We start from the raw sequence: 24,569 nt of genomic DNA on the forward strand, positions 1-24,569 counted from the left end.
CCTCGTTCCCTTAGCTCGCCTTGGCATATCAGCCGGCTGCGGATATACGCTGGCGATCATGAATCAAGTCATCAAGCCGAGCCCCGAAACCCCGTCGCAGGCCGGTTTGCCCGAGCTTTCGGTCGTTGTCCCGACTTTCAACGAGCGCGACAATGTCACGGTCTTGTACCGGCGGCTGGAGGCCACGCTGGCCGGCATTGCCTGGGAAGTGGTCTTTGTCGATGACAATTCCCCTGACGGGACTTGGGAAGTGGTACGGGGGCTGGCGCGGAAGGATTCTCGCGTCCGCTGTATCCGCCGGATCGGACGGCGCGGCCTGTCGGGTGCGTGCATCGAGGGTATCCTGGCATCGAGCGCAGCCTATGCGGCGGTCATCGACGCCGATCTGCAGCACGACGAAACGCAACTGCCGAAGATGGTCAGCCTGCTGCAGAGCGGCGAGGCGGAACTCATCGTCGGCAGCCGCTATATCGAGGGCGGCAGCGCCGACAGCTTCAACAAGCAGCGGGCAGGGGCCAGCGCGCTTGCGACCGAGGTGTCCAGGCGCGTGCTGAACGTCGAGATTGCCGATCCCATGAGCGGCTTCTTCATGATTCGCCGCGACCGCTTCGAGCAACTGGCGTCGCAGCTCTCGACCCAGGGATTCAAGATCCTGCTCGATATCGTTGCGACCGCGCAGGGCAAGCTGCGCACAATCGAAATTCCCTACACGTTCGGCTCCCGCCAGCACGGCGAGAGCAAGCTCGATTCCATGGTGGCGCTGGATTTCCTCGGCCTGGTGCTGGCGAAGCTGACCAATGACGTGGTGTCGCTGCGGTTCCTGCTGTTCGCAATGGTCGGGGGCACCGGCCTTGTCGTGCATCTCACGGCGCTGTTCATCGCGCATGAGATCTTTCAGGCGCCGTTTGCGGAGGCGCAGGCCATTGGCGCGCTGGTTGCGATGACCAGCAATTTCATCCTGAACAATTTTCTCACCTATCGCGACCAGCGGCTGAAGGGATTTGCGATCCTGCGCGGCCTGTTGCTGTTCTATCTCGTCTGCGGCGTCGGGCTGCTCGCCAATGTCGGCGTCGCGTTCGCGATCTTTGATCAGGAACCGATCTGGTGGCTCGCGGGCGCCGCAGGCGCGCTGATGGGCGTGGTCTGGAACTACGCGATGTCCGGACTGTTCGTCTGGCGAAAGCGATGACCGGAAAATGAGTGCCAGCGAGGCGCGGGTTGTCCTCAACACGGGTCTTGCGATCCTGGGGCTGGTCGCGCTGCGCCTGATTGCCGCGGCGTTCACGCCGATCACCTTCGACGAAGCCTATTACTGGATGTGGTCGAAGCATCTCGCCGGCGGTTATTACGATCATCCGCCGATGGTCGCGGTGGTGATCCGGCTCGGGACCCTGATCGCCGGCGATACCGAATTCGGCGTGCGGCTGGTCTCGATCCTGCTGGCGCTGCCGATGAGCTGGGCGATCTATCAGGCCGCCGCCATCCTGTTCGGCAGCCGGCGCGTGGCCGCCTCGTCGGCGATCCTTCTGAACATCACGCTGATGGCCGCGGTCGGCACCATGATCGTTACGCCGGACGCGCCGCTGCTGGTGGCTTCCAGCCTCCTGCTGTTCGCGCTCGCCAAGGTACTGCAGACCGGCCACGGTGTGTGGTGGCTGGCGGTCGGCGCCGCCGCCGGTTGCGCGCTGCTGTCGAAATACACTGCGCTGTTCTTCGGGCCGGCGGTCCTGATCTGGCTGATCGCCGTTCCCAAGCTGCGGCACTGGCTGCTCTCGCCCTGGCTTTATCTCGGCGGGCTCGTCGCGCTCTTGATCTTTGCGCCGGTCATTCTCTGGAACGCCGAGCACCATTGGGTCTCCTTCATCAAGCAGATGGGGCGGGCGCGGATCGAGGAGTTCCGCCCGGTCTTCATCGCCGAACTGCTTCCGACGCAGATCGCATTTGCGACGCCCTTGGTGTGGGTCCTCGGCGCGATGGGGCTTTACGCGCTGTTCCGCCGCCGCGCCGGTGCGCCGCCGGCGCGCGCACTCGTCAACACGATGTTCTGGGTCATCGTTGCCTATTTCGTCTGGCATTCGCTGCATGCCCGCGTCGAGGCCAACTGGTTTGCGCCGGTCTATCCTGCATTCGCCGTTGCCGCGGCGGTTGCCGCGCATCTGGTCCAATGGGAGCCGCGCTGGCAGCGCCTGGTCGATTTCTGCCGGCGCTGGGCGGCGCCATGTGGCGTCCTGATGTTCGTCCTGCTGGTCGTGCAGGCCGACACCGGCGTGCTATCGGGCTATCGCCGCGATGCCACCGTGCGCAGCGTCGGCGTCGGCTGGCGCGAGACGGCCGACGCGATTGAAGCTGTGAGGGCGCGAACGGGAGCCACCTGCGTGCTAGCCTCTGACTACGGCACCACCGGCTGGCTTGCCTTCTATCTGCCGAAGGACACTTGCGTGTCGCAGCAGAGCCAGCGCTTCCGCTGGGTCAATATGCCCGAGCCCGATGCGATGAAACTCGCCGGTCCGTTGCTCTATGTCCGCGAGGTCTTCCGAGGCGATGCTCCGTTGAAGGACAAGTTCGACCGCGTCGAGAAGATCGGCGAGGTCGAGCGCAAGCGTGGGCCCTTCGTGATCGAGACCTATGCGCTGCATCTCATGCAAGGCCCGAAGGGCGACGTGTTCGACCGTACGCCGCCGCCGGAATTGCAATAGGCCGCGAAGCCGGTCACTCCGCGGCGTCGGGATGCGTGCGTTGATCGATCGTGGGATGTTCGCCGTGCCACAGCCACACCGTGAGGGTACCTGACCTACCGCGGATTTGCGCTTCGACGGGGCCGGCAAGGCTTCCAGTTTTCAGCCGGGCGCCGGTGCCTTCGGCCGCGATGCGCAGCGTATCGCTCAGTGCCAGCCTGACATCGTGGCGGGCCGCCACTTCCATCAGACGGCTCGCCACGTTCACGGTGTCGCCGGTTGCCGTGATGTGCTGATGGTTGCGGCCACCGAGCCGGGAGGCGACGATCGGTCCGAAATGAGCGCCGATCTTGAAGCCGATGCGTGCCGCGATCTGTGGCGGCAATGCTGCGATCCAGCGCTCGGTCTTGACGCAGAGTGCGATCGAACATTGCCCCGCGCGCGCGGCATCATCCGGTGCCGCCTCCGGCAAGCCAAACAGGATCATGGCGCCGTCGCCGAGGAAGCTCGTGATCACGCCGCCGCACCGCGTCACTTCCTTGTCGACCAGCGCGTGAAACTCCTTCAGCAGTCCCCTTGTGGCGTCGGGATCGAGCGTTTCGCTGAGTGAGGTAAATCCGGACAGGTCGACGAACACGACGGCGGCATTCTGCCTGACCGGCGCCACCAGGAAGTCGGGATCGCGCGTCAGCCATTCCTGCAGGCCCGGTGTCTGGAATTGTTCGAGCAACTTGTTCTGTGCGGCGAGATGCTGCGCGCTGCTCCGGCCCGACCATAGCTGCAACGTACCGAACAGGACGACCGGCGGCACCGCCGCGGCCATTGTCGTCGCGGCGTCGAGCCATATGCCGTACGCGAGAGCAACCGTGTTCGCGGCCGCCCACGCGAGCATCACGGCGCTGACCGCGAGGAGGCCAATCGCGTTTCGCCGCCACGCCAGCAAACCGACCAGCAGTATCGGGAGCAGGATCGTCGTAATGGCCTCGACGATGCGAACCGGCCGGTCGCGCACGACGCCGTCGCCTGCGACCAGATGCGTAATCGCGGTGGAAATGATTTCCACCCCCGGCATCAGTGAATCGAACGGCGTCGGAAAGAAGTCGCCGGCGCCGGTTGCGGTCGCGCCGAGCACGACGATCCGGCCCTCAATGGCTTCCTTGGCGACATTGCCGTCGATCAGATTTGCGGCGCTGACGGTGCGAATGGTGCGGCGCGGGCCGTAATAGGAAATCGGCAGCGCATAGTCGGAAGCGGTCGCGATCGGCCGGTCGCCGAACAGCAGGCGGTCGGGTTCGATCGTCAGCTTCTGGCCGATCGCAATGGATGCGACGCGAAGCGGAAACGACAACTCGATCTTGTCGTCTGTCCGGAACAGCATCGGGACCGACAGCGGCGTGCCGGTCTGGCCCGTTGCCACATTGGCGATGCCGACTTCCGCGCGGTCGGCAAATGCCGGCAGCGGCAGCAGGAAGCGCTCGGCCTTCGGCAGGCGGGCCAACGGCCCGTCGTCCTCTGCGGAAGGCTGCAGGATGTTTGAAAATACCGCAGCCGCTGCAAGCACAGTCGGACTCGCCGCCAATGATTGCGCGAGCGCGGCATCGCCATCGGCGGATCCCTTGTCGACCAGCAGCAGATCGATCGCGATGACCTTCGGCCCAAGCCGCGCGATCGCCTCGACGATTTTGGCTATCTCCGCGCGCGGCAGGGGATAGGCGCCGCTGAGCTTAACCATGGTGTCGTCGATCGCAACGATCGTGACGAGGTCCGGCGGCGCCTTTACGCCGCGCGCCAGTGTTCGCACATCGGTCAATGCCGACTCGAGCCGGTCGAGAAACCGCAAATGGCCGCTCGAATGGCCGAGCCATATCGCGCCTGCCCACAATCCCGTGCAAAGCAACGCAACCAGAATATGAAGACGTCGATGGCTCATTTGCCTGGCTTCTATTGTCCCAATCTTGCCATCAGGGCCGTAACGCGCGCAGGCGGCCAGCGCTTGACGATCAGGTCGCCTGATGTCTCGACGTCGACGCCGTCGCCGGGGCCAAGCACGACGCTGCCGCGCCCGGCGGATCGCGCGACGCTCACGCGGCCGTCGACGACGAAGACGGAGGTCTTTCCGCCCTCTGCGTCAACGGTCCATTTGGTGCCGCGCACCGCGGCAATCGCCTGCGGCGTCAGCACGTTGAACCTGACACGGCCCGGCTTCTTCGGAACCTCGAGCAGCAGGGCCTTGTTGCTGAGCTCGACGGAATCGACGTGGCCGTCGCGGTTGCGATCCCCGAGCTCGAACTTCGCGCCGCTTTCGGCCACGATCGTGATCGCCTTCTCGCAATGCAGGGTTTGCGTTCCCTGGGCCGTCTGCACGGACGTGCAGCCCAGTTTCGCTGGCTGGGCCAACGCATGTCCAGCCAGAAGGCCGAGGCTTGCGACAGCGATACTTCCGGCGCGTGCCAGCATTGTCATGGCAGCTTCCCCTTCGGGTACGGGCGAAACAGGTGGGTGATACGGTGCCGTATCACAGGGCCGACCTCCAGCGCAGAGCCATCGGCAGGCGATAGTATGTCTGCCTCCGGCGGTTAAGGTTCGGCGATAGCTCCCATGCAGAAAAATCCGCGCAAACGGCTCGAAAAATGGACGGAAACGGCGGTTGTAGACCGAATTTTTTGCCCGCGGCTGTCGGACCCATGACGCCCCGAGCGTCTTGTAACCGAGCAACCAACACCGAGGTCCTCCCATGTCCGGTTCCACACTGAAACCCGCCACTGAGCTCGCACGTGGAAGCAGCGTGCGCTTTCCCAACGAGAGCGCCGAGTATCGCCGCGCCCGCGAGCAATTGCTGACGGAAGAGATCGAACTGCGCCGCCACATCGAACGCGTCGCCGCCTTGCGCCGCGCGCTGCCGCCGGGTGGCGTGGTGACGAAGAACTACCAATTCGAAGGCGAGGGCGGCAAGGCGACGCTGTCGGATCTGTTCGGCAACAAGCAGACGCTCGTGATCTACAGCTATATGTTCGGTCCCGCGCGCGAGCAGCCGTGCCCGATGTGCACGTCCTTCATGAGCACCTGGGAAGCAAAGCTGCCCGATGTCGAACAGCGCGTGGCGTTTGTGTTCGTAGCGCGCTCGCCGATATCGCGGTTGATCGAGGCGAAGAAGGCGCGCGGCTGGACGCGGCACCGGATCTATTCGGATGCGTCCGGCGAGTACACGCGCGACTATGTCAGCGCCACGGATGCAGACGCGCCGGGCTACAATGTGTTCACGCGTCGCGACGGCAGCATCCGTCATTTCTGGGCTGGCGAAATGGGCCCGTCGACCGCCGACCCCGGACAGGACCCGCGCGGCGCGCCCGACATTGATCCGCTCTGGACCATTCTTGACACCACGCCGGAAGGGCGCGGCAAGGATTGGTATCCGCGGCTGAGCTATTAGCGCCCGCGGCGAGCAAAGCCATTCGTGGCAAGCTCGACGTCGTGATATCTCGCTGCGAACCGAACGGATCTATGTTGCGACGGACATGGAATGCTCCGAAGCCTTGAACGGAGCGTTTGCAGTGAAGAAGAAACTGATGCGATCCGATCCTTACCAAGAGCGCGCCAGGGCTTTGGCCGCCGAAGCCGGGCTCGACCCCGACGCGAAGATCGACCGCCCCGGCCAGCGGCCGATGCCGACCTGGTGCCTGTTTCGCGACGCCGCGCGCAAGGAAAAGCTCGCGCGGAACGCGGAGGCTGTTGCCACTGACATCGTCAGCAAGCCGCAGGCGGCGCAATATCAGAACAGCCCGCTGAAAATCTTCGGCAAACACGACGACGCAACGATCGCGCAGATGCGCAATTGCATGTCGGTCGGCAACGTAGTTGCCGGCGTCCTCTGCGCGGACGGGCATCTGGGCTATGCACAGCCGGTCGGCGGCGTGATCGCCTACGAGAAGCAGATCAGCATCTCCGGTGTCGGCTTCGACATCGGTTGCGGCAACATGGCCGTGCGCCTCGATACGCCGTTCAGCCAGATCGAAAGCAATGTCGGCACGATCATCAAGGATGTGCGCAGCGTGATTTCGTTCGGCGTCGGTCGCACCAACGACGAGCGCGTCGAGCATGAGCTGTTCGACGATGCGGACGCCTGGCGCGAATCCGACATGGGCGCCTACCGGCAAAAGGCGGCCTCGCAACTCGGCACCGTCGGATCGGGCAACCACTATGTCGACCTGTTGCGCGACGAGGAGGGCTTTGTCTGGATCGGCGTGCACTTCGGCAGCCGCGGCCTCGGCCATACCAGCGCCACCCGCTACCTCAAGGCTGCGGGCGGCAAGGACGGCATGAACGTGCCGCCCGCCGTGATCGACGAGGACAGCGAGATCGGACGGCGCTACATCGCGGCGATGCAGCTCGCTGGGCGTTACTCTTATGCCGGCCGCGAATGGGTGATCGAGCGCGTGCGCAGGGTCATCGGCGGCGAAGTCACCGACATGGTGCACAACCATCACAATTATGCGTGGCGGGAGAACCATGGCGGCAGGGATTTGTGGGTGGTTCGCAAGGGTGCAACCCCGGCATTTCCCGGCCAGCGCGGCTTCATCGGCGGATCGATGGGCGACGACGCTGTCATCGTTGAAGGCGTCGATAGCGAGGAGGCGAAGGCTTCGCTCTACTCGACGGTGCACGGCGCGGGCCGGTTGTTTGGCCGCAAGGAGGCCAAGCGCAGGTTCACGCGGGCCGAGATGGATGCCTGGCTGCAATCGCGTGGCGTCACGCTGGTAGGCGCCGACCTTGACGAAAGTCCGATGGCCTACCGCCGTCTGCCGGAGGTGCTTGCCGAACACGCCGGCTCGATCAGTGTGCAGCACACGCTGCGTCCGTTCGCGGTGGCGATGGCCGGCGAGAATGAGTTCGACCCGTTCAAGGATTGAGGCCAAACTTGGCCCGATGTGGGACACCCGGCGAGCCATAAGCCGGGTGTCCCTGTTTGGGACGAATCCCCGCCTCATTGCGAGGACAATTTCCTCAATAGTTCCATGGATTTGAGCCCGCCTTATATCCGCCCGCGTTTAAGCCGGATTTAACTAAAAGTCGCCTTAATGACGCTCTGTGCCTCTGCGAGATGCTGCAGGGAACGTCTCCGGACGCGGCATCAATGGGGGACTTGGTGGAATTGTTCTGGGCGTTGTGTGAATGAGTAAGCGTACGCGTGCGTTCGGCCCTGCGGCTCACAACCGCAGGAAATCCTCTCGCAAGGGCATTCCCCAATATTTCCTCGGCGGTGTTGCGATCGCAGGCCTCGTGCTGGGCTGCGCCTGGACCGTTTACACCAACGTGTTCGGCGCCGGCATCTATCCATCCGTGCACAGCGCCGCCTTCGAGGCGCCCGTCGCCAAGGACACGACCACCGTCGCTGCCCGCCCGGTGCAGCCGGCCTTCAACGAAATATTCGCATCGCTGGAGCAACGGCCGCTGGTAATGCCCGCGCCGGAGAATGTCGCGACCTCGCTGATGTTCAACGAACGGTTTGCAGCGGCGGCGGCGCAAGGCGCGCGGTCCAGATCTGTTGAGCCCCAACACGTCGAAACGACGAAGCTGGCCGAAGCTTCGCCGCCGGCCGAAGCGCCGAAGGCCGTTCAGGCGTCGAAGCCCGCCGAAGCGACGAAGCCGAAAGTTGCCACGCCTGCTACCAAGCTCGCCTTGAACGTTCCGGCTACGGCGCCGAAGGAGACCGAAGCCAAGGCTGCGGAGGACAAGACCGCGAAGGCATCCTCCGGCACTTCTGTTCGCGACATGGCGCAGCGCGCCAAGGCCGCCGTGATGTCGATTGCTTCCAGCGAGAAGCAGACCATGGTCGAAAAGCTCTGGGGCAAGCAGCCGGCGGCTGGAGGATTCCTGGCCTATGCATCCGCCGACGCCAGCGTCACCGGCAGCATCATCGATACACGAAGCCAGAACCCGATGATGGGTGGATCTCCGCCCTATGACCGCCAGACCGCGGTCTATGATATTTCCGCGAAGACGGTGTATCTGCCCGACGGCACCAGGCTGGAGGCGCATTCGGGCCTCGGCTCGAAGATGGACGACGTGCGCTATTCGCATGTGCGGATGCAGGGCGTGACGCCGCCGCATATCTACGAGCTGAAGCCGCGCGAGGCGCTGTTTCACGGCGTGCCGGCGCTGCGGCTGACGCCGATCGGCGGCGAGGACAAGATCCACGGCCGCGACGGGCTGCTCGCGCACACCTACATGCTCGGGCCGAGCGGCCAATCCAACGGCTGCGTGTCCTTCAAGGACTACTACGCCTTCCTCGACGCCTACAAGAACAAGGGCATCCGCCGCCTCGCGGTGCTGGCGAAGGTTCAGTAGGCGACGACGCCGCCTCAACGCGGATTCGAATTTCAAACAGCCTGCTGAGGTCATTCCTGGCTCGCGCGATCCAGCGCGCCGCGGACTGACCGCAATAACGGTCCGTTCGTCATTCCGGGATGCGCCACTTGGCGCAGGCCCGGAATCCATTTTGCCACCGGTTCTGCGGCTGGATGGATTGCGGGCTCGCGCTGCGCGCGCCCCGGAATGACGACTGAATATGCGTTCACGATCTCGCGACATGAACTGCCCGAGGTTTGCCTGAAACTTTCCGCCCTCTCCAATCAGAGGGCGCAGGGAAGACCGGGTGCGCGCTGGACCCGCGGTCTCGTGTGCAAATGCGCACAGCAAAAGCGCACAGGTCCAGCGGGGCATCCGGCCTTCCCTGCGCAATGGCTTTACGGCTTACTGCGAGCTCTCTACGGAGCTGGAACGAGACTCGATTGTGATTATATTGCAGAGTGAGTCTCGGCTCGACAACCAATCTGGCGCGAAGCGACATGTGTTCCGCAATGCTCGTCGAAACTCCACCGCCCTATGCGACCGAAGCATTCGTCGATGCCGGTGCGGCCGTTGCCCGTCTCGAAGAGATCTACGAGCGCAATACCCAGTTCCTTCGCGATCGCTTTGAAGCCTACGTCAATGGCGGGGCGTTCACGACGCGCGTGCGAGCCTGTTATCCGTTTGTGCGGATGACGACCTCGACCCATGCGCGGCTCGATTCTCGTCTCGCTTACGGGTTTGTCGCGGGGCCGGGCGTGCATGAGACCAGCGTGACGCGCCCGGATATTTTCCGCACCTATCTTACCGAGCAAATCGAGCTGTTGGTCAAGAACCACGGCGTGCCGGTTGAAATCGGCGAATCGAACGAGCCCATTCCGATTCATTTCGCCTATCGGCGGGACATCAACATCGAGGCGGCGCTGACTATTGCCGACAGCTCGGCCTTTACGCGAACGCTGCGCGACGTGTTCGATACGCCCGATCTTGCTGCCATGGACGATGCGATCGCCGACGGCACATTTGAACTGCCCCCCGGAGCACCCGAACCCCTGTCCCTGTTCCGTGCGGTGCGGGTCGATTACTCGCTGCGCCGGCTCTATCACTACACCGGCACCGATCCTGAGCATTTCCAGAATTTCGTGATCTTCACGAACTACCAGTTCTATGTCGATGCCTTCGTGCAACTGTGCCAGCACCGCCTCGCATTGGGCGAGATAGGCCCCGATGCCTTTGTTGCGCCCGGGAATGCGATCACGCACAACGCGCGGCTTGGCGGCGGCACGACCGGGACTACCCCCGAGCGCGCGCCACAGATGCCTGCCTTTCATCTCGTCGAGCCCGGCTATCGCGGCATTACCCTGATCAACATCGGCACCGGTCCGTCCAATGCGCGGAACGTCACCGACCACGTCGCGGTGCTGCGGCCGCACGCCTGGCTGATGGTGGGGCATTGCGCGGGCCTCAGGAATACGCAGCGGCTCGGCGACTACGTGCTCGCGCATGGCTACGTCCGCGAGGATCACGTACTCGACAATGAGCTGCCGCTCTGGGTCCCGATCCCAGCGCTTGCCGAGATGCAGGTCGCGCTCGAGGAAGCGGTCGGCGAGGTTACCGGGCTGACCGGCTTTGAGCTCAAGCGGGTGATGCGCACCGGAACGGTTGCAAGCGTCGACAATCGAAATTGGGAAATCAGCGGGCCGTCGGTCATTCGGCGGCTGTCGCAATCCCGCGCTGTCGCGCTCGACATGGAATCCGCGGCGATTGCCGCCAACGGCTACCGCTTCCGCGTCCCCTACGGCACTTTGCTGTGCGTCTCCGACAAGCCGCTGCACGGCGAAATCAAACTCGCCGGCATGGCCAGCGAATTCTACCGGCGACGCGTCGGTCAACATCTCGAGATCGGCCTGAAGGCGCTCGAACGGGTCAAGCACCAGGAATCCGAGCGCCTGCATTCGCGCAAGCTCAGAAGCTTTGCCGAAGTCGCATTTCAGTAGGCGATAGCGCGCTCCTTCGCTTGGCCATGGGTCGGGCTCGTTGTGATCCCGAGTGGCGCTACATTCCTCGCTCGTCATTCCGGGGCGGCGCGAAGCGCCGAGCCCGGAATCCACTTATCCAGAATCTCAGACCGATATTTGCGGATATAGATCGATCCACTGTGGATTGCGCTCTTCAATCAATCGGATCTTCCAGTCCCGCCGCCATTTCTTCAATTCTTTTTCACGCGTAATCGCCGTTACGGGATCATCGTAGATTTCGAACCAGACCAGTTTGTCGACGGCGTATCGCTTTGTGAATCCGGGGACGGCTTTGCTCTTGTGTTCATATACACGGCGAACGATGTCGTTCGTCACGCCGAGATAGAGCGTTCCGTATTTGTCGCTGGCGAGGAGGTAGACGTAGTAAGCCATGAGCGAGCGGATCAATGGATTCCGGGCTCGCGCCAAGGCGCGCCCCGGAATGACGAGGGACGCTATTGCCAGCGCTAGACAAAAATCAACATCTACTTCTCGCTCTTGCTCGATATCATCGCGCCGTAGACCAGCGATCGCAGTTCGGCATGATAGGCGGCGCGGACCGAGGGGCCTTGTACGAAGACAAGGCCGACCAGATTTTCCTTGGGATCGATGAAGTAGCGCGGCCCGGTGATGCCGCCCCAGAACAGGTCGCCAACGCTTCCCTGGAAGGGAGCGCCGCCGGCGCTTACCCTGACGGGATTGACCAGGCTCCAGGAAACCATCGCCCGGATGCGCAACTCCCCGCATTGTTCCGATTTGATCGGCCAACGCCCATCGCACGGTCATCGGGGAGAGCAGGTGGGTGCCGTCGAGCGTTCCGCCATTGGCGAGCAACTGCAATAGCCGGAAGTAGTCGCCCGTCGTGGATGCCATTCCGGCGCCGCCGGAAAGCCGCTTGGGCGCCCGCGTGACGTCCAGCCAGTCGAACACCCATTTATCCGGATCCGTCGGCAGCGGCCGTGCGTAGCGTGTGACCGCGCTGCCTTGAACGAAGAACGTGGTCTCGTCCATCTTGAGCGGATCGAGGACCAGTTCCTTCAGCGCGGCGTCGAGCGGCTTCTTGGTGATCCGCTCGACGATGTGGCCGAGCAGATCGGTTGCAATCGAGTATTCGAACGAGGAGCCCGGCGGAAACGCCAGCGGCAGAGTGGCGAGCTTCTGCAGCATCTCGTCGGCGGTCATGTTGTCGACGCGGTCGATGCCGAGCTCCTTGTATTTGGTGCGCAACGGATTGGGCGGGAAAAAGAAATAGGTAAAGCCGGCGCGGTGGGTCATCAGATCGTGAACCGTCGGCTGGCGCGCGGGCGCAACCAGTTCAGTCGTCACATTGCCGCCGGCGTCTTTCTTCTCGACGGATACTTTGAGATCCTTCAGCTCGGGAAGATAGGCCGCGATCGGCGCCATCACGGACAATCTGTTCTGCTCGAACAGGCGGAGCGCAGCCACGGTGGTAATCAGCTTTGTCGACGAGGCGATCGGATGGATCGAATTGCGCTGCATCGGAATGTTCTTGTCCTTGTCGGCCCATCCCACGGCCTCATGAAGGACCACTTGCCCGTCGCGGGCAATCAGGACGACCGCGCCCGGTATTCTTCCCTTGTCGACGTCGGCTTTCAGCCACGTCACGACCGCCTTCAGCTTTGCGGTATCGAATCCCGCGCGGGAAGCGGGTGAGGAGACGACTGCGTCGCGTGCGAGGGAAGGGATTGGCGCCGCCAGCGCGGTGCCCGCCGCCATCACGAGTGCCAAAGCGATGTTGCGCATGGTTGCTGCTCCCCCTGTTTCGAAGCCTGCTTCGGGGCGCAGGGCGCAGCCGGCGGCTTCTTTTATAGAGCGAGGCTAGACTAATTAGTACGACATCGCACTATATACCTTGGAATAGAATGCAGGTGATGCGATGCGGGATTTCGCGAGTGCGATATGGCGATGACAACGAAACGATTGCTGCGGATCGAGGCGGCTGACGGCGAACTGCTCGGCTTGTGGGAGATGGCGCCGGCAGGCGAGGCCGTCTATCCGCCGGTGCTGCTGATGCACGGCGCTTCGTTCGGATCGGCCCTGTTCGATCTTCCCGTTGCCGGATACTCGCTGATGCGGGAGCTCGCGAGCGGCGGCCGCTTCGTCTATGCGATCGATGTTCGCGGCTATGGTGCATCGGTCGCGCACGGTGTGATGAATGCGCCGCCGGACGCGCATCTGCCGTTTTCGCGGGCCCTGCACGCCGTCGAGGACATCGGCGCTGCGGTATCAGCCATTCTGCAACGGCGCGCCGTTCAATCGATCGATCTGATCGGATTCTCGTGGGGCTCGATCACCGCCGGGTGGTACGCCAGCGGACATATCGCCGAAGTACGCAGGCTGGTGCTCTACGCGCCGCTGTTTGCCGAGAAGAACGCGATGTGGCTGAGGCGGATCGGCGATCCCGCCGACACGCGTCGGCTGGCCGGCCATTTCGGCGCCTATCGTCTGATCACCAGGGATGACGTTGTCGCGCGCTGGGACGGGGATGTTGCCGGCGATCCCAGGGATGTGCGCGAGGATGGCGTGGTGGATTCGCTGTTTGAGACGCTGGCTGCGAACGATCCGCGTTCCGGCTTATGTCATCCGCCGGCGTTTCGTTGTCCGAACGGCGCATTTGCCGATCTGATCAAGGTGTTCAATGGCCATCCGCTGTACGACCCGCAGACGATCAGGGCTCGCGTTCTGCTGGCGCGGGGAGAATGCGATACCACCTCGACAAGGACCGATATGCTTGGGCTCGAAGCGGCCATCGGATCGAACGAAAAATCTTGTCTGGAAATAGCCGGTGGCTCTCATTTCCTCTGCATCGAGAAAAATCACATGCACCTATACCGGGCGATAGCGATCTTCCTGGCAGGAAGTTGAGTGGCAGCAATGGCGGGCAGAGCAGCAGCGAAGCGCGGGACCGGCAAGGCGGAAGCGTTGAACGTCGGGTGGCAGCCCGGAGAACGCGTGCTTCACGGATTGCTGCTCGAGGCCATCCTGAAGGACAATCCGATACCCGTTGCGTATCGCATGAACTACATCGCCAATTTCTACGTCGGCCCGCTGGTGGCCATGATGGAGCGGTCGTTCAAGCTGACGCGTTCCGAATGGATCGTCCTGTTTTGCCTGACGCGGCGGCCGCGCCTGAACGCCCAGCAGATCAGCATCGTGACCGGCCGACCCAAGACCAGCATTGCGAGTGCGGTAAAGCTGCTTCAGAAAAAAGGGCTGATCACCCGGAAGACCGATATCGCCGACAGCCGGCGGCGGGTCTTGCACTTGAGCGAATCCGGACAAGCCACCTACGCCGCGATCATAAAGAGCTTTGTCGAACGCGAAAAGCAGATGCTGGAAACGCTCGATCCGGCAGAGCGGCGCGAACTCGTCCGGCTGTTCGGCAAGATCATCGCTGCCGCCGACGCATGGGCCAAGCCGTATTGACCGGTGCGGTTTGCAGGCACGCAGGGTGAGGGGTAGAGCACTTGCCATGCGCCGGAATTGGAACCGCATTACCCCGTACTGTTACCGTATTACCCATGCGTATTTTACGGTTGCGTCCGGCGGCCCATTTGCATCTAACTACTTAAGCTCCCTGTGAGCAGAAGCCGTCTTGCAACCGAGCGGCGGGGTTTATTTGTTAGAGTGAGCGTGTTGACGAGTACGAGTAAAGAGCAGATTCAATTTATGTTAAAACCATCGTTTCGCGACACTCGAAATGGAGCACGCCCCAGACGCGTCACTGCAGGTTCCCCGCAGTGAAGCCTCGCGGCGGAATGGGCAATCGCCTTCTTGCAGCATTGCCTGCATCGGATTTCGATGTGCTGGAACCCGAACTTGAGATGATCGCGCTCGATCAGGATGCGGTCCTTTCGCAGGCGGGTGACGACATCGAGTACGTCGTCTTTCCCCACAACGGCGCGATCACCTTGATGATCGACATGGCGGACGGGCACACGGTTGCCACCGCGGCAATCGGGCGTGAGGGAGCCGTTGGCATGCTTTCGGTGCTCGGGCCATCACCTTCGGCCACGACAGCCGTCGTTCGCGCGGCCGGCACCGCCTCTCGGATCCCTGCATCGCGATTTCTTGGCGTCTTTAACCGCAGTCCCGCGATCCGACGCATGGTTCAGAATCACGTCAAGGCGATGTTGATGCAGTTCCAACTCGGCTTGGCCTGCAACGCGCTGCACCCGGTCGAAGCCCGCATGGCCCGTTGGCTGCTTCAGTTGCGCGACCGCGTCGACCATGATGTGCTGCCGCTCACCCAGCACGCGCTGTCGCAAATGCTCGGTGTGCGGCGTACGACCGTGACGCTCCTGATGCGTAATCTGCGCGCGCGCGGAGCGATCAGATCCGATCGACGAGGCCTGATCGAGATCGACCGGGCGCGGCTCGCGGCGGCGGCGTGCGAATGCCATCGGGCCATGCGTCTCGAAGTCGAGGAGATTCTCTCAACGAATTCGGACCAATCCCGGGCAAGGGGTTTGCTCGAAGTCGGGCGCATCCCCGGAATCAAATCGGGCAACGTCAGGTGAGCGCGTTTCGCGCGACCGATTGACTTTCTACGTCTGACTTTCCACGCACGCGACGTGCGCTGTGGCGTTCCGGGAAAAGCCCTTCAACGAGCGGATATTCCGCTCGATCAGGTTCCCTGCCGCCAATCACGTTCGAGGGCTTGCTCGGATGCGGCCTCGAGTTTCGCAAGCTCGCGCAGCACCTTCGCCGTTTGACGCAGCTCGTTGCGCTCGGGGCCAGGCTTCTGCCGTCGTGCTTCGGCGAGAAAGTCCTTGGCCTGCAGCAGCCAGGTTGAAGTTTCAGATGGGGTTTGCATGCGCGCCATGGTGTCTCTCCATCGCGATCGTCACTCTTGACCTCAGTCGACGATTACGCCGGGACGCCGGCGCTGCGATGCACCCGGATGCTCGGTTCGTCGACCCAGGCTTCGCGCGCAAACCAAGTGTGATCGGTGTGGCAGATCACGCAACGCGTGCGCGAGAAAAACACCGCGCGGCGCCCGAAGCTTTCGCGATCAGTCTTGATGCCCGTGGGAATCGCGTGTCCGGTTTGCGGACATTTGATCATCACCATACCCATGTCGCCCTCCATTGCGATCGTCATTGTAGTTTGTAGTTTCCTGCAAATAAGCACCGGCCGGTTGGATTGCGCCTGTTGTCGGTGCGGGTTACTTGGGGGGCATCGCGCACCTTGTTTGGTCGAGCAAGGCCAGTGGGGGCTGCATGCTCGCCGGGCTTTTTCCAACCGGCCGGATCCCTCCTTGGACCTGAACTGAGTGGATTTTTCAGTCTGCTTGGTGGAGAACCTTGGTGAAGTGCTTCCTGATCGGTTCACCCGTTTCGGTCGCAACCTTCTGGGCAAGCGCCCACAGTTCCCTGTTCTGGTCGGAAGCGGTATCAAACGCCTTGCGCGTTTGCGCCGCCGACAAGGTAAAGACATCAGTCGCTGACTTGCTGCCGCAGAGGTGGATCAAGAAGTCGAGCGCAGAGGCGGTATTGGCGTTTGAGATTTCAAACACCTTCAGCCCGTAGTCGGTCGCGCTTCTGGCGTTACCCGAATAGGTCTCGCGCAGCGCTTCCGTCATCCCCTCCGACGCGGCCCTGATCTTCTCAAAGCCTTCCCGCGCGCGGGCGAGGGCCTGCTCGTTGCCGCCGATGCCAGGCAAGGCGATCTTCGAGAAGTCCAAGAGCGGCATCCCGAAAACATTGGTTCCGTTCAGTGTCACTTTCATTTCGCTTTCACTCACGCAGCATTACTCCTCTCAAGCGAAAGCATTCTCCGCGACGCTCGCAGGCGTCACGAGAGCTCGCGCTCCGTGTTCGACCAGATTTTGGATGAGCTTTGATTTAGCCCCGACCCGATACGACTTTGGCCTAAGAGAAGCGGAGCGTCGGTTCGAATTGCGACTCTCGCAGAAATTTTTTTCGAGATTGTCAACGCATACGATCGTATATTTGCGGAGCGTTGTGCATAACAGGGATATCTCAGGGAGCAGGAAGCCTTTTCTTCAGCGTTGCGTTGCAGGCGAGGCGTCGGCGTTTGCTGTGTTGTGACGGGTATTTACATCGTCTGCCCAAACAAAAACCCCGGCATCGCTGCCGGGGTTTTGCATTCCTTGGATAGTCGCCGGAGTGGCTGGACTTAGAAGTCCATGCCGCCCATGCCGCCGCCCGGAGGCATGCCGCCAGCGCCGGCGCCCTGGTTCTTCTTCGGCAGTTCGGCGATCATGGCTTCGGTGGTGATCAAGAGAGCCGCAACCGACGCTGCGTTCTGGATCGCCGCACGAACCACCTTGGTCGGGTCGATGATGCCCTTGGAGACCAGATTGCCGTATTCGCCGGTCTGCGAGTCGAAGCCGTAATTGTACTGCTCCTTCTCGAGGATCTTGCCGACGATGACGGAACCGTCTTCACCGGCGTTGATCGCGATCTGGCGGGCGGGCGCGGAGAGCGCCTTGCGCACGATCTCGACGCCGGTCTTCTGGTCGTCGTTCTGGGTCCTGATGCGCTTGAGCTGCTCGGAGGCTCGCAGCAGGGCGACGCCGCCGCCCGGCACGATGCCTTCTTCAACCGCCGCACGGGTTGCATGCATCGCGTCATCCACGCGATCCTTGCGCTCCTTCACCTCGACTTCGGTCGCGCCACCGACGCGGATCACCGCGACGCCGCCCGCGAGCTTGGCCAGACGCTCCTGCAGCTTCTCACGGTCGTAGTCCGAGGTGGTTTCCTCGATCTGCGCCTTGATCTGGGCAACGCGCGCCTCGATGTCGGCCTTCTTGCCGGCGCCGTTGACGATCGTGGTGTTTTCCTTGTCGATCATCACCTTCTTGGCGCGACCGAGCATCTGCAGCGTGACGTTCTCGAGCTTGATGCCGAGATCTTCCGAGATCGCCTGACCGCCGGTCAGAACCGCGATGTCCTGCAGCATGGCCTTGCGGCGATCGCCGAAACCCGGAGCCTTGACGGCCGCGACCTTCAGACCGCCGCGCAGGCGGTTGACGACGAGGGTGGCGAGGGCTTCGCCTTCGACGTCTTCGGCGACGATGACCAGCGGCTTGCCGGTCTGCACCACGGCTTCGAGCAGCGGCAGCAGTTCGTTCAGGGAGGACAGCTTCTTCTCGTTGATCAGGATGTAGGCATCGTCCATCTCAACGCGCATCTTGTCGGCGTTGGTGACGAAGTAGGGCGAGATGTAGCCGCGGTCGAACTGCATGCCTTCGACGACGTCGAGTTCGGTGTCGAGCGACTTGGCTTCCTCAACCGTGATGACGCCTTCGTTGCCGACCTTGGCCATCGCTTTTGCGAGGAAGTCGCCGATTTCCTTGTCACCGTTGGCGGAGATGGTGCCAACCTGGGCGATCTCGTCGTTCGAGGTGACCTTCTTGGAGTTCTTGACGAGGTCGGCGACCACGGCTTCCACCGCCAGGTCGATACCGCGCTTCAGGTCCATCGGGTTCATGCCGGCGGCAACCGACTTGGCGCCTTCACGGACGATCGCGGCCGCGAGCACGGTCGCGGTGGTGGTGCCGTCGCCAGCCGCGTCAGCGGACTTGGAGGCGACTTCGCGCACCATCTGGGCGCCCATGTTCTCGAACTTGTCGTCGAGCTCGATCTCCTTGGCGACGGTGACGCCGTCCTTGGTGATGCGGGGTGCGCCGAACGACTTGTCGAGCACGACGTTGCGGCCCTTCGGGCCGAGCGTCACCTTGACGGCGTTGTTGAGGATGTCGACGCCGCGCAGCATGCGGTCGCGGGCATCGACACCGAATTTGACTTCTTTGGCTGACATATTTGGTTTCCCTGAGTTGATGCTTGTCTCTCACCCTGTCGGGGAGGCGCCTTGCGGCGCTCCTCAGGGTGAGCGTTGCAGGCGAAGCGCTTAGGCGGCCTTCTTCTTGGAAGCGGGGACGTCGAGCACGCCCATGATGTCGGACTCCTTCATGATCAGGAGCTCTTCACCGTCGATCTTGACCTCGGTGCCCGACCATTTGCCGAACAGCACGCGGTCGCCGACCTTGAGGTCGATGGGGATCAGCTTGCCGGCTTCGTCACGGCCACCGGGGCCAACGGCGACGATTTCGCCCTGCGAGGGCTTTTCCTTGGCACTGTCCGGAATGATGATGCCGCCAGCGGTCTTCTCTTCGGCGTCGATGCGCTTGACCACGACGCGGTCGTGAAGCGGACGGAATTTCATGCAGTCCTCCTAAGTTTCTGAAAATGTTGTCAGATTCTGGAATTTTGGCAGTCCGGGCCAGCGAGTGCCAGCTCGGCTGCGCAGGACATAGGCCAGACTTGTTCGGGGGACAAGGGCTTCTAGCAGAAAAATTGGCACTCAAATATGTCGCCTGCCAATTTCATTCATCATGATTAATCCGGCCGGCGGAGCCTCCGGATCCGTATTAGCACGTGCGGTAAGCTGCTGCTAACGCGCGAATTTTCAACACATCATTAAACATTTAGGCTTGTGATGGGTTGGTATCGTGCGTCACATTTCTCTCATGTGAGCGCATCTCCGCCGGGGTGGCTCGGTGTGTGGCCACCACGACAATGCGCTCCTGAAATGGAGGTATTGGCATGGTCTCGCGGGTTGGAGTTGCTTCCGACGACTTCCGGAAGCAGGTGCTGGGCTACGGGCTGACGACGGCGCAAATCCTGTATCGGATGCCGGATCATCCCTCATTGCTGCAGACCTATGTCTGGCAGAACTACGATCTCTGTCCGAAATTCCCGGCGCTGAAGGATTTCCTCGCCTTCTGGCAGGAAAAGCTTGATGGCCCGCTGTTTTCCGTAACGGTCGCGCATTCCAGGCTGATCAAGCCGGCCGAGTTGCGCGCGGTGGATGGCGTGTTTCGGCTGCATTGAGAAGGACGGGTAGGGTGGGCAAAGCGAAGCGTGCCACCATTGCAAGCCAAACGCCTGGATAGATGGTGGGCACAGCGCAAGAGCGCCTTTGCCCACCCTACGAAAATGAATTCGTGTTAGCCTCCCGCCACAAACAAAAGGGGAGGTACCCATGGCCAAGAAGAAAGTGGCGTCGCGCGCTGCGGCGCAGCCTGCTGTGAAAAAGAAATGGTCGGGCCACAAGACGGCAGCCAAGTCCTCAGCCCGCAAGACCATCAAGTCGAAGGCGAGGGGCGTTGCGGCGGCCAAGCCCAAACCGGCCAAGAAGGCGCGGCCGAAGCAGCGCATCGCCATCAGCCATTACCGCGAAGAAGATTTCAAAGCCGACGGCCTGCGCACTTACGCAAAGTACCGCGACCTCGGCATCGCGGAGGCGACGCACGGTTTGGCGCAGGCGCATGTGATCCGCCTGCAAGGTCCCTGCAATCCGGCGGAAGTTTCAAAACTGCATTACCATGATGTCGAATTCCAGATGGTCTACGTGCTCAAGGGTTGGGTAAAGACCTACATGGAAGGCCAGGGCGAGACGCTGATGAAGGAAGGCAGCACCTGGACCCAGCCGCCGCGCATCAAGCATCTGATCATGGATTATTCCGACGACGTCGAATTGCTGGAAGTGATTTTGCCGGCGGAGTTCAAGACGGTGGAATTGGCGAGTTAGCTGTCATTTAACTTGCCGTCATTCCGGGGCGCGCGCAGCGCGAGCCCGGAATTCATTTCGCCTCTCGTGCTGCGGCCCGATGGATTCCGGGCTCGGTGCTTCGCACCGCCCCGGAATGACGGCGAGAGTCTTAACTCAAAACCCCTACCACCGCGCCCATCAAACACGTCGTCAGCGTGCCCGATACGATCGACTTCAGCCCCAGCGCATTGATCTCCTCGCGCCGCTCCGGCGCCATGGTGCCGAGGCCGCCGATCATGATGCCGAGGCTGGCGAAGTTGGCAAAGCCGCACATCGCATAGAGCATGATCAGCCGCGAGCGCGGATCGAGCGTATCAGCGCCGAGCTTTGACAGCTCGACATAAGCGATCAGTTCATTGAGCACAGTCTTGGTGCCCATCAGGCTGCCCGCGGTGACTGCCTGCGGCCAGGGCAGGCCCATCAACCAGCACACCGGCGCCATCAGGTAGCCCAGCAGGCGCTGCAGCGAAATTTTGGCGCCGCCGATCTCGGGCAACAGCCCGAGCATGGCGTTGACGAGATAGACCAGCGCCACCAGCACCAGCAGCATGGCGACGATGTTCAGGAGAAGCTCAAGTCCCGCAGTGGTACCCTTGGCGATGGCGTCCATCGTGGAGGATGCATGCATGTCGGGATCTTCCAACGATCCGCCGGTGCGCTTGTCCGAAGTCTCCGGCACCATGATCAGGCTGACCAGGATGGCCGCCGGCGCGCCGAGGACCGAGGCAATGACAAAATGCGCCGCCGCATCCGGGATCAGCGGCGCGAGGAAGGTCGCGTAGAGCACCAGCACGGTGCCGGCGATGCCGGCCATGCCGCCGGTCATCACCAGGAACAATTCGCTACGCGTGAGCTGCGCCAGATAGGGCCGGATGAATAGGGGCGCCTCGACCATGCCGAGAAAGATATTGGCCGCGGTCGACAGTCCCACCGCACCGCCGACGCCGAGCGTGCGCTCCAATAGCCACGCCATGCCGCGCACGATCGGCGGCAGCACGCGCCAATAGAACAAGAGCGTCGTCAGGACGCTCATGACCAGCACGATCGGCAGCGCCTGAAACGCCAGGATGAAATCCGCGCCCGGCGCTTTCAAGTCGAAGGGGAGCGAGCCGCCGCCGAGATAGCCGAACACGAAGGAAGTGCCGGCGCGCGTCGCCGCCGAAATCGTGTTGACGGCGTCATTGATGGCGCCGAACGCCCTTGCCACCGGCGGCAGCTTGATCAGCACCAGCGCCGTGACGACGGTGACGGCAAGGCCAACCGCCATTTGCCGCAACGAAACCGCGCGGCGGTTTTCGCTGAGCGACCATGCGATCGCCAGCAACGCCAGCACGCCAAATGCCGATTGTAGTTGCAGCATGAATCCCCCAAAGCCAATGCTATTATGGGCGTAGGGGCGCCAATGACGCAATGCGTCATCGGCTGACGGCAGCGGCGGTCGCGTTGCTCGGCACCGCTGGTGCGAATAATTTTAGCAGGAGATAGGCGGCGAACGCAGGCGCGACAAATCCGGGTCCTGGAATTTGCAGTGTGCCCAACATCACTTGCAGCGCCGGGACCCAGAAAACGAGCTGGGCAAGGCGGCGTCCGGTTGCGTCGAGTTTTCCCTCCGCGAGCAGCACGACGCTTGCGAATGTCAGCGGCAGCAAATCGTAGGAGCCCAGATAGGGCGAAGCGCTCGCTGTGCAGGCCAGAAACAATGCCTGCAACTGCCTGGCATCGCCGTCTTTACGATAACGGAACGCGGCGGCTACGGCCGCGACGGCCGCAATGGCGAAAGCAAGCTGGATCATTTCACCGGCGCGATTGCCTACAAGCCCGCGCACGTTCATGAAAATACTCGACTGAAACGGCACCGCGGTGCCGGCAGGATCGCGCAGCACTTCGCGCTGCAACGGCATTGCCTTGGTGATGTAGTCATGCCAGCTCTCCGGACCGCCGATGGCGACGCTGATCGTGAACAATACAACCGCCGTCATCGCAGCCCACAAGAAAACCCGCCAGCGCCCAGACGCGATCAGCGCAAACGGAAACAACACGCCAAGCTGCGGCTTCACCGTGAGCAGCCCGATCAGCACGCCGGCGACGACAGGTCGCTTGTCGAGCGAAGCGAAGATCGCGAGCAGGGCAGCAGTCGTGAGCAATGAGCTCTGGCCCGAGAGCACGCAAAGCAAGGCGGCCGGCGAGACCAGAACCACCACGAGAGTACGCTCGTCGGCAACCTCCCGGCGCCCTGCGAGGTAGAACGCGAGAAGGCTGACCGAAAACCAGGCGATCAGGGCCGGGAAATAGGCAAGCAGACCGAACGGCGCCATCACGACAAGGGCTGTCGGCGGGTTCGGCCAGTTCTGTCCGGGATAGCCGGGGCCGAGCAGCTTGGCGAGCTCGGCATTGTAGGTCGCAAGATCGTAGAATCGGGCGGGATCGGCATCCAGGACCGCGTGCCCGTACATCCACAGGTTCAGGAAATCGCGTCCCAGTACCAGCGTGACCTTGTCGCGCGGAAACGGCCAGGTCCAGTTGGTGGTGCAAGCATAAGCCAACAGCGTTAGCGCGAACATCGCGCCGCCGAGCAGCAGCAGACCTCGTAGAAATTCTGCGTTTTCCGGGTCGTCGGTCTGGGGGACGAGAGTACCCAGAAACAGCGGCCTGCGCGAATGATCCGGATTGGACAGGCTCTCGTCTGGCATCGCGATCCGCCCCTGAATGTCTCAAATGGCCGGAAGCCGGCCGAAAATTCATGCGGCATGCAAATTATATGCTGCAACTTAAGATCTTCTTTAGGGGAAACCAGCAAAGCTAGGGGATGATCAGCATCAGACGTTCGATGCCCGACAACCGGTGCGGCAGCGGTTTCAACCGATGAATTGCGTCGTCATCCCTGCATACCGCGCGGCAGCCACGATCTTGCCGGTCATCAAGGCGATCGGTCCTGAAATAGAGATGATTATCGTCGTCGATGACGGCTGCCCCGAGGGTACGGCGCTCGTGGTTGCGAACCGTTGTTCTGATCCGCGTGTCGTCCCCTTGATGCACGATACAAACCGGGGCGTCGGCGGAGCCTTCCTGACGGGCATGCGTTACGCGATCACACATGGCGCTGATATCATCGTGAAGATCGATGCCGATGGACAGATGGACCCGTCACAGGTGCCGGCACTGATCCACCCCATCGCCAGCGGACAGGCTGACTACGTCAAAGGCGATCGCTTCTTCTTCCTCACCAATGCGGCGTCAATGCCGAAGGCCCGGCTGATCGGCAATCTCGCCCTGTCGTTCATGGCAAAACTGTCAAGCGGCTACTGGACCATTATGGATCCGACCAACGGCTTCTTTGCCATTCATGCACGCGTCGCAGAACTGCTCGACGATGAGCGGATCACAAAGCGGTTCTTCTTCGAAACCGACCTGCTGTTTCATCTTGGGCTGATCCGCGCCAAAGTCGTCGAGTTTCCGATGCGCGCGTCGTATGGCGAGGAAGTATCGAATCTGCGCATTTCGCATCAGCTCGCGCCGTTCTTCAGCGGACATCTACGCAATACCTTCCGCCGGATTCTGTACCGCTACTTCTTTCGCGAATTCTCGCTGGCGTCGATTCAGCTTGTCGCGGGCACTGCACTGTTCGGCTTCGGTCTCGTATTTGGATTGTACCACTGGTGGGCGGCGGGGGATCAACTGGTGCCGACCGGAACCATCATGATCGCAGCGCTGACTTTTCTGATCGGATTCCAGCTGATGCTGTCGTTCCTGAATTACGACATCAGTTCGAGCCCCCGCGAACCGTTGCACCCGTTTCTGATCCGGGCTCCGAACCTCGCCGCTGTCACAGACGATCTTGCTAAAGCAAGCGCACCGGAGGCGAGCGATGACGGCCCGCAGACGGTCCGCCGGCAGGCATAGCGCGCGATGTGCGCGACTTCTCTGGAAC

General features: G+C 62.2%; 22 protein-coding genes. 12 read left to right on the forward strand and 10 right to left on the reverse strand.

The window, feature by feature from the left end; all coding sequences use genetic code 11:
• Positions 1 to 58 precede the first annotated feature (58 nt).
• Both GWE18_RS05805 and GWE18_RS05810 read left to right on the forward strand, forming a co-directional pair.
• Positions 59 to 1,189 (forward strand): glycosyltransferase family 2 protein, encoded by a 1,131-nt coding sequence (locus GWE18_RS05805; protein WP_275184847.1) that lies wholly within the window; start codon positions 59 to 61, stop codon positions 1,187 to 1,189.
• 7 nt (positions 1,190 to 1,196) lie between these two features.
• Positions 1,197 to 2,696, forward strand: a complete 1,500-nt coding sequence (locus tag GWE18_RS05810) for a glycosyltransferase family 39 protein (protein WP_275184848.1) — start codon at positions 1,197 to 1,199, stop codon at positions 2,694 to 2,696.
• Positions 2,697 to 2,709: 13 nt separating this feature from the next.
• On the opposite strand, the gene GWE18_RS05815 is transcribed toward GWE18_RS05810, so the two are convergent.
• Both GWE18_RS05815 and GWE18_RS05820 read right to left on the reverse strand, forming a co-directional pair.
• Positions 2,710 to 4,605 (reverse strand): adenylate/guanylate cyclase domain-containing protein, encoded by a 1,896-nt coding sequence (locus GWE18_RS05815; protein ID WP_275184849.1) that lies wholly within the window; start codon positions 4,603 to 4,605, stop codon positions 2,710 to 2,712.
• Between the two features lie 11 nt (positions 4,606 to 4,616).
• Positions 4,617 to 5,138 carry a FecR domain-containing protein gene (locus tag GWE18_RS05820; RefSeq protein ID WP_275184850.1) on the reverse strand — a complete coding sequence of 174 codons (522 nt, stop codon included), beginning with the start codon at positions 5,136 to 5,138 and terminating at the stop codon, positions 4,617 to 4,619.
• Between the two features lie 271 nt (positions 5,139 to 5,409).
• Between GWE18_RS05820 and GWE18_RS05825 the strand changes: the two genes are divergently transcribed.
• From GWE18_RS05825 to GWE18_RS05840, 4 genes are all read left to right on the forward strand, one after another.
• On the forward strand, positions 5,410 to 6,105 hold the full coding sequence (locus GWE18_RS05825; RefSeq protein WP_275184851.1) for a DUF899 family protein: 696 nt from the start codon (positions 5,410 to 5,412) through the stop codon (positions 6,103 to 6,105).
• A gap of 136 nt (positions 6,106 to 6,241) precedes the next feature.
• Entirely contained in the window at positions 6,242 to 7,582 is a 1,341-nt protein-coding gene (locus tag GWE18_RS05830; RefSeq protein WP_342804233.1) for an RtcB family protein, read from the forward strand.
• A gap of 262 nt (positions 7,583 to 7,844) precedes the next feature.
• Entirely contained in the window at positions 7,845 to 9,020 is a 1,176-nt protein-coding gene (locus GWE18_RS05835) for a tlde1 domain-containing protein (protein WP_275184853.1), read from the forward strand.
• Positions 9,021 to 9,532: 512 nt separating this feature from the next.
• Entirely contained in the window at positions 9,533 to 11,017 is a 1,485-nt protein-coding gene (locus tag GWE18_RS05840; RefSeq protein WP_275184854.1) for an AMP nucleosidase, read from the forward strand.
• Between the two features lie 126 nt (positions 11,018 to 11,143).
• On the opposite strand, the gene GWE18_RS05845 is transcribed toward GWE18_RS05840, so the two are convergent.
• Positions 11,144 to 12,802, reverse strand: a complete 1,659-nt coding sequence (locus GWE18_RS05845) for a serine hydrolase (RefSeq protein WP_275184855.1) — start codon at positions 12,800 to 12,802, stop codon at positions 11,144 to 11,146.
• A 162-nt stretch (positions 12,803 to 12,964) separates the two neighbouring features.
• Here GWE18_RS05845 and GWE18_RS05850 point away from each other — a divergent pair, with 162 nt between their 5' ends.
• The 3 genes from GWE18_RS05850 (at position 12,965) to GWE18_RS05860 (ending at position 15,579) form a co-directional block, all read left to right on the forward strand.
• A complete protein-coding gene (locus tag GWE18_RS05850; protein ID WP_275184856.1) occupies positions 12,965 to 13,924 on the forward strand; it encodes an alpha/beta fold hydrolase in 960 nt (319 codons plus the stop codon).
• A gap of 9 nt (positions 13,925 to 13,933) precedes the next feature.
• Positions 13,934 to 14,485: a MarR family transcriptional regulator gene (locus GWE18_RS05855; protein WP_275184857.1), complete on the forward strand. Its 552-nt coding sequence runs from the start codon at positions 13,934 to 13,936 to the stop codon at positions 14,483 to 14,485.
• A 332-nt stretch (positions 14,486 to 14,817) separates the two neighbouring features.
• Complete coding sequence (locus GWE18_RS05860) at positions 14,818 to 15,579, forward strand: Crp/Fnr family transcriptional regulator (RefSeq protein ID WP_275184858.1); 762 nt, start codon at positions 14,818 to 14,820, stop codon at positions 15,577 to 15,579.
• Positions 15,580 to 15,686: 107 nt separating this feature from the next.
• Here the strand turns inward: GWE18_RS05860 and GWE18_RS05865 are convergent, their stop codons facing one another.
• From GWE18_RS05865 to GWE18_RS05885, 5 genes are all read right to left on the reverse strand, one after another.
• Positions 15,687 to 15,884, reverse strand: a complete 198-nt coding sequence (locus GWE18_RS05865; RefSeq protein ID WP_275184859.1) for a hypothetical protein — start codon at positions 15,882 to 15,884, stop codon at positions 15,687 to 15,689.
• Positions 15,885 to 15,928: 44 nt separating this feature from the next.
• The gene (locus tag GWE18_RS05870) at positions 15,929 to 16,138 is read right to left on the reverse strand and encodes a hypothetical protein (protein WP_275185152.1); all 210 of its coding nucleotides are present in this window, start codon (positions 16,136 to 16,138) and stop codon (positions 15,929 to 15,931) included.
• Between the two features lie 205 nt (positions 16,139 to 16,343).
• Positions 16,344 to 16,805, reverse strand: a complete 462-nt coding sequence (locus GWE18_RS05875; protein WP_275184860.1) for a phasin family protein — start codon at positions 16,803 to 16,805, stop codon at positions 16,344 to 16,346.
• A 395-nt stretch (positions 16,806 to 17,200) separates the two neighbouring features.
• The gene (gene groL, locus GWE18_RS05880; RefSeq protein WP_275184861.1) at positions 17,201 to 18,847 is read right to left on the reverse strand and encodes a chaperonin GroEL; all 1,647 of its coding nucleotides are present in this window, start codon (positions 18,845 to 18,847) and stop codon (positions 17,201 to 17,203) included.
• A gap of 90 nt (positions 18,848 to 18,937) precedes the next feature.
• Positions 18,938 to 19,252, reverse strand: coding sequence for a co-chaperone GroES (locus GWE18_RS05885; RefSeq protein WP_057852438.1), 315 nt, complete (start codon positions 19,250 to 19,252; stop codon positions 18,938 to 18,940).
• Between the two features lie 380 nt (positions 19,253 to 19,632).
• On the opposite strand from GWE18_RS05885, the gene GWE18_RS05890 reads away from it, so the two are divergent.
• Together GWE18_RS05890 and GWE18_RS05895 are read left to right on the forward strand one after the other, a co-directional pair.
• Positions 19,633 to 19,920: an usg protein gene (locus GWE18_RS05890; RefSeq protein ID WP_275184862.1), complete on the forward strand. Its 288-nt coding sequence runs from the start codon at positions 19,633 to 19,635 to the stop codon at positions 19,918 to 19,920.
• 151 nt (positions 19,921 to 20,071) lie between these two features.
• On the forward strand, positions 20,072 to 20,620 hold the full coding sequence (locus tag GWE18_RS05895; RefSeq protein WP_275184863.1) for a cupin domain-containing protein: 549 nt from the start codon (positions 20,072 to 20,074) through the stop codon (positions 20,618 to 20,620).
• 130 nt (positions 20,621 to 20,750) lie between these two features.
• Here GWE18_RS05895 and GWE18_RS05900 read toward each other — a convergent pair whose 3' ends face one another.
• Together GWE18_RS05900 and GWE18_RS05905 are read right to left on the reverse strand one after the other, a co-directional pair.
• Entirely contained in the window at positions 20,751 to 22,001 is a 1,251-nt protein-coding gene (locus tag GWE18_RS05900) for a nucleoside transporter C-terminal domain-containing protein (RefSeq protein WP_275184864.1), read from the reverse strand.
• Between the two features lie 55 nt (positions 22,002 to 22,056).
• Positions 22,057 to 23,331: a glycosyltransferase family 87 protein gene (locus tag GWE18_RS05905; protein ID WP_275184865.1), complete on the reverse strand. Its 1,275-nt coding sequence runs from the start codon at positions 23,329 to 23,331 to the stop codon at positions 22,057 to 22,059.
• 172 nt (positions 23,332 to 23,503) lie between these two features.
• Between GWE18_RS05905 and GWE18_RS05910 the strand changes: the two genes are divergently transcribed.
• Complete coding sequence (locus GWE18_RS05910) at positions 23,504 to 24,541, forward strand: glycosyltransferase family 2 protein (RefSeq protein WP_275184866.1); 1,038 nt, start codon at positions 23,504 to 23,506, stop codon at positions 24,539 to 24,541.
• Positions 24,542 to 24,569: the final 28 nt, after the last annotated feature.

The organism is Bradyrhizobium sp. CSA112, assembly GCF_029051645.1.
Taxonomy (GTDB): domain Bacteria; phylum Pseudomonadota; class Alphaproteobacteria; order Rhizobiales; family Xanthobacteraceae; genus Bradyrhizobium.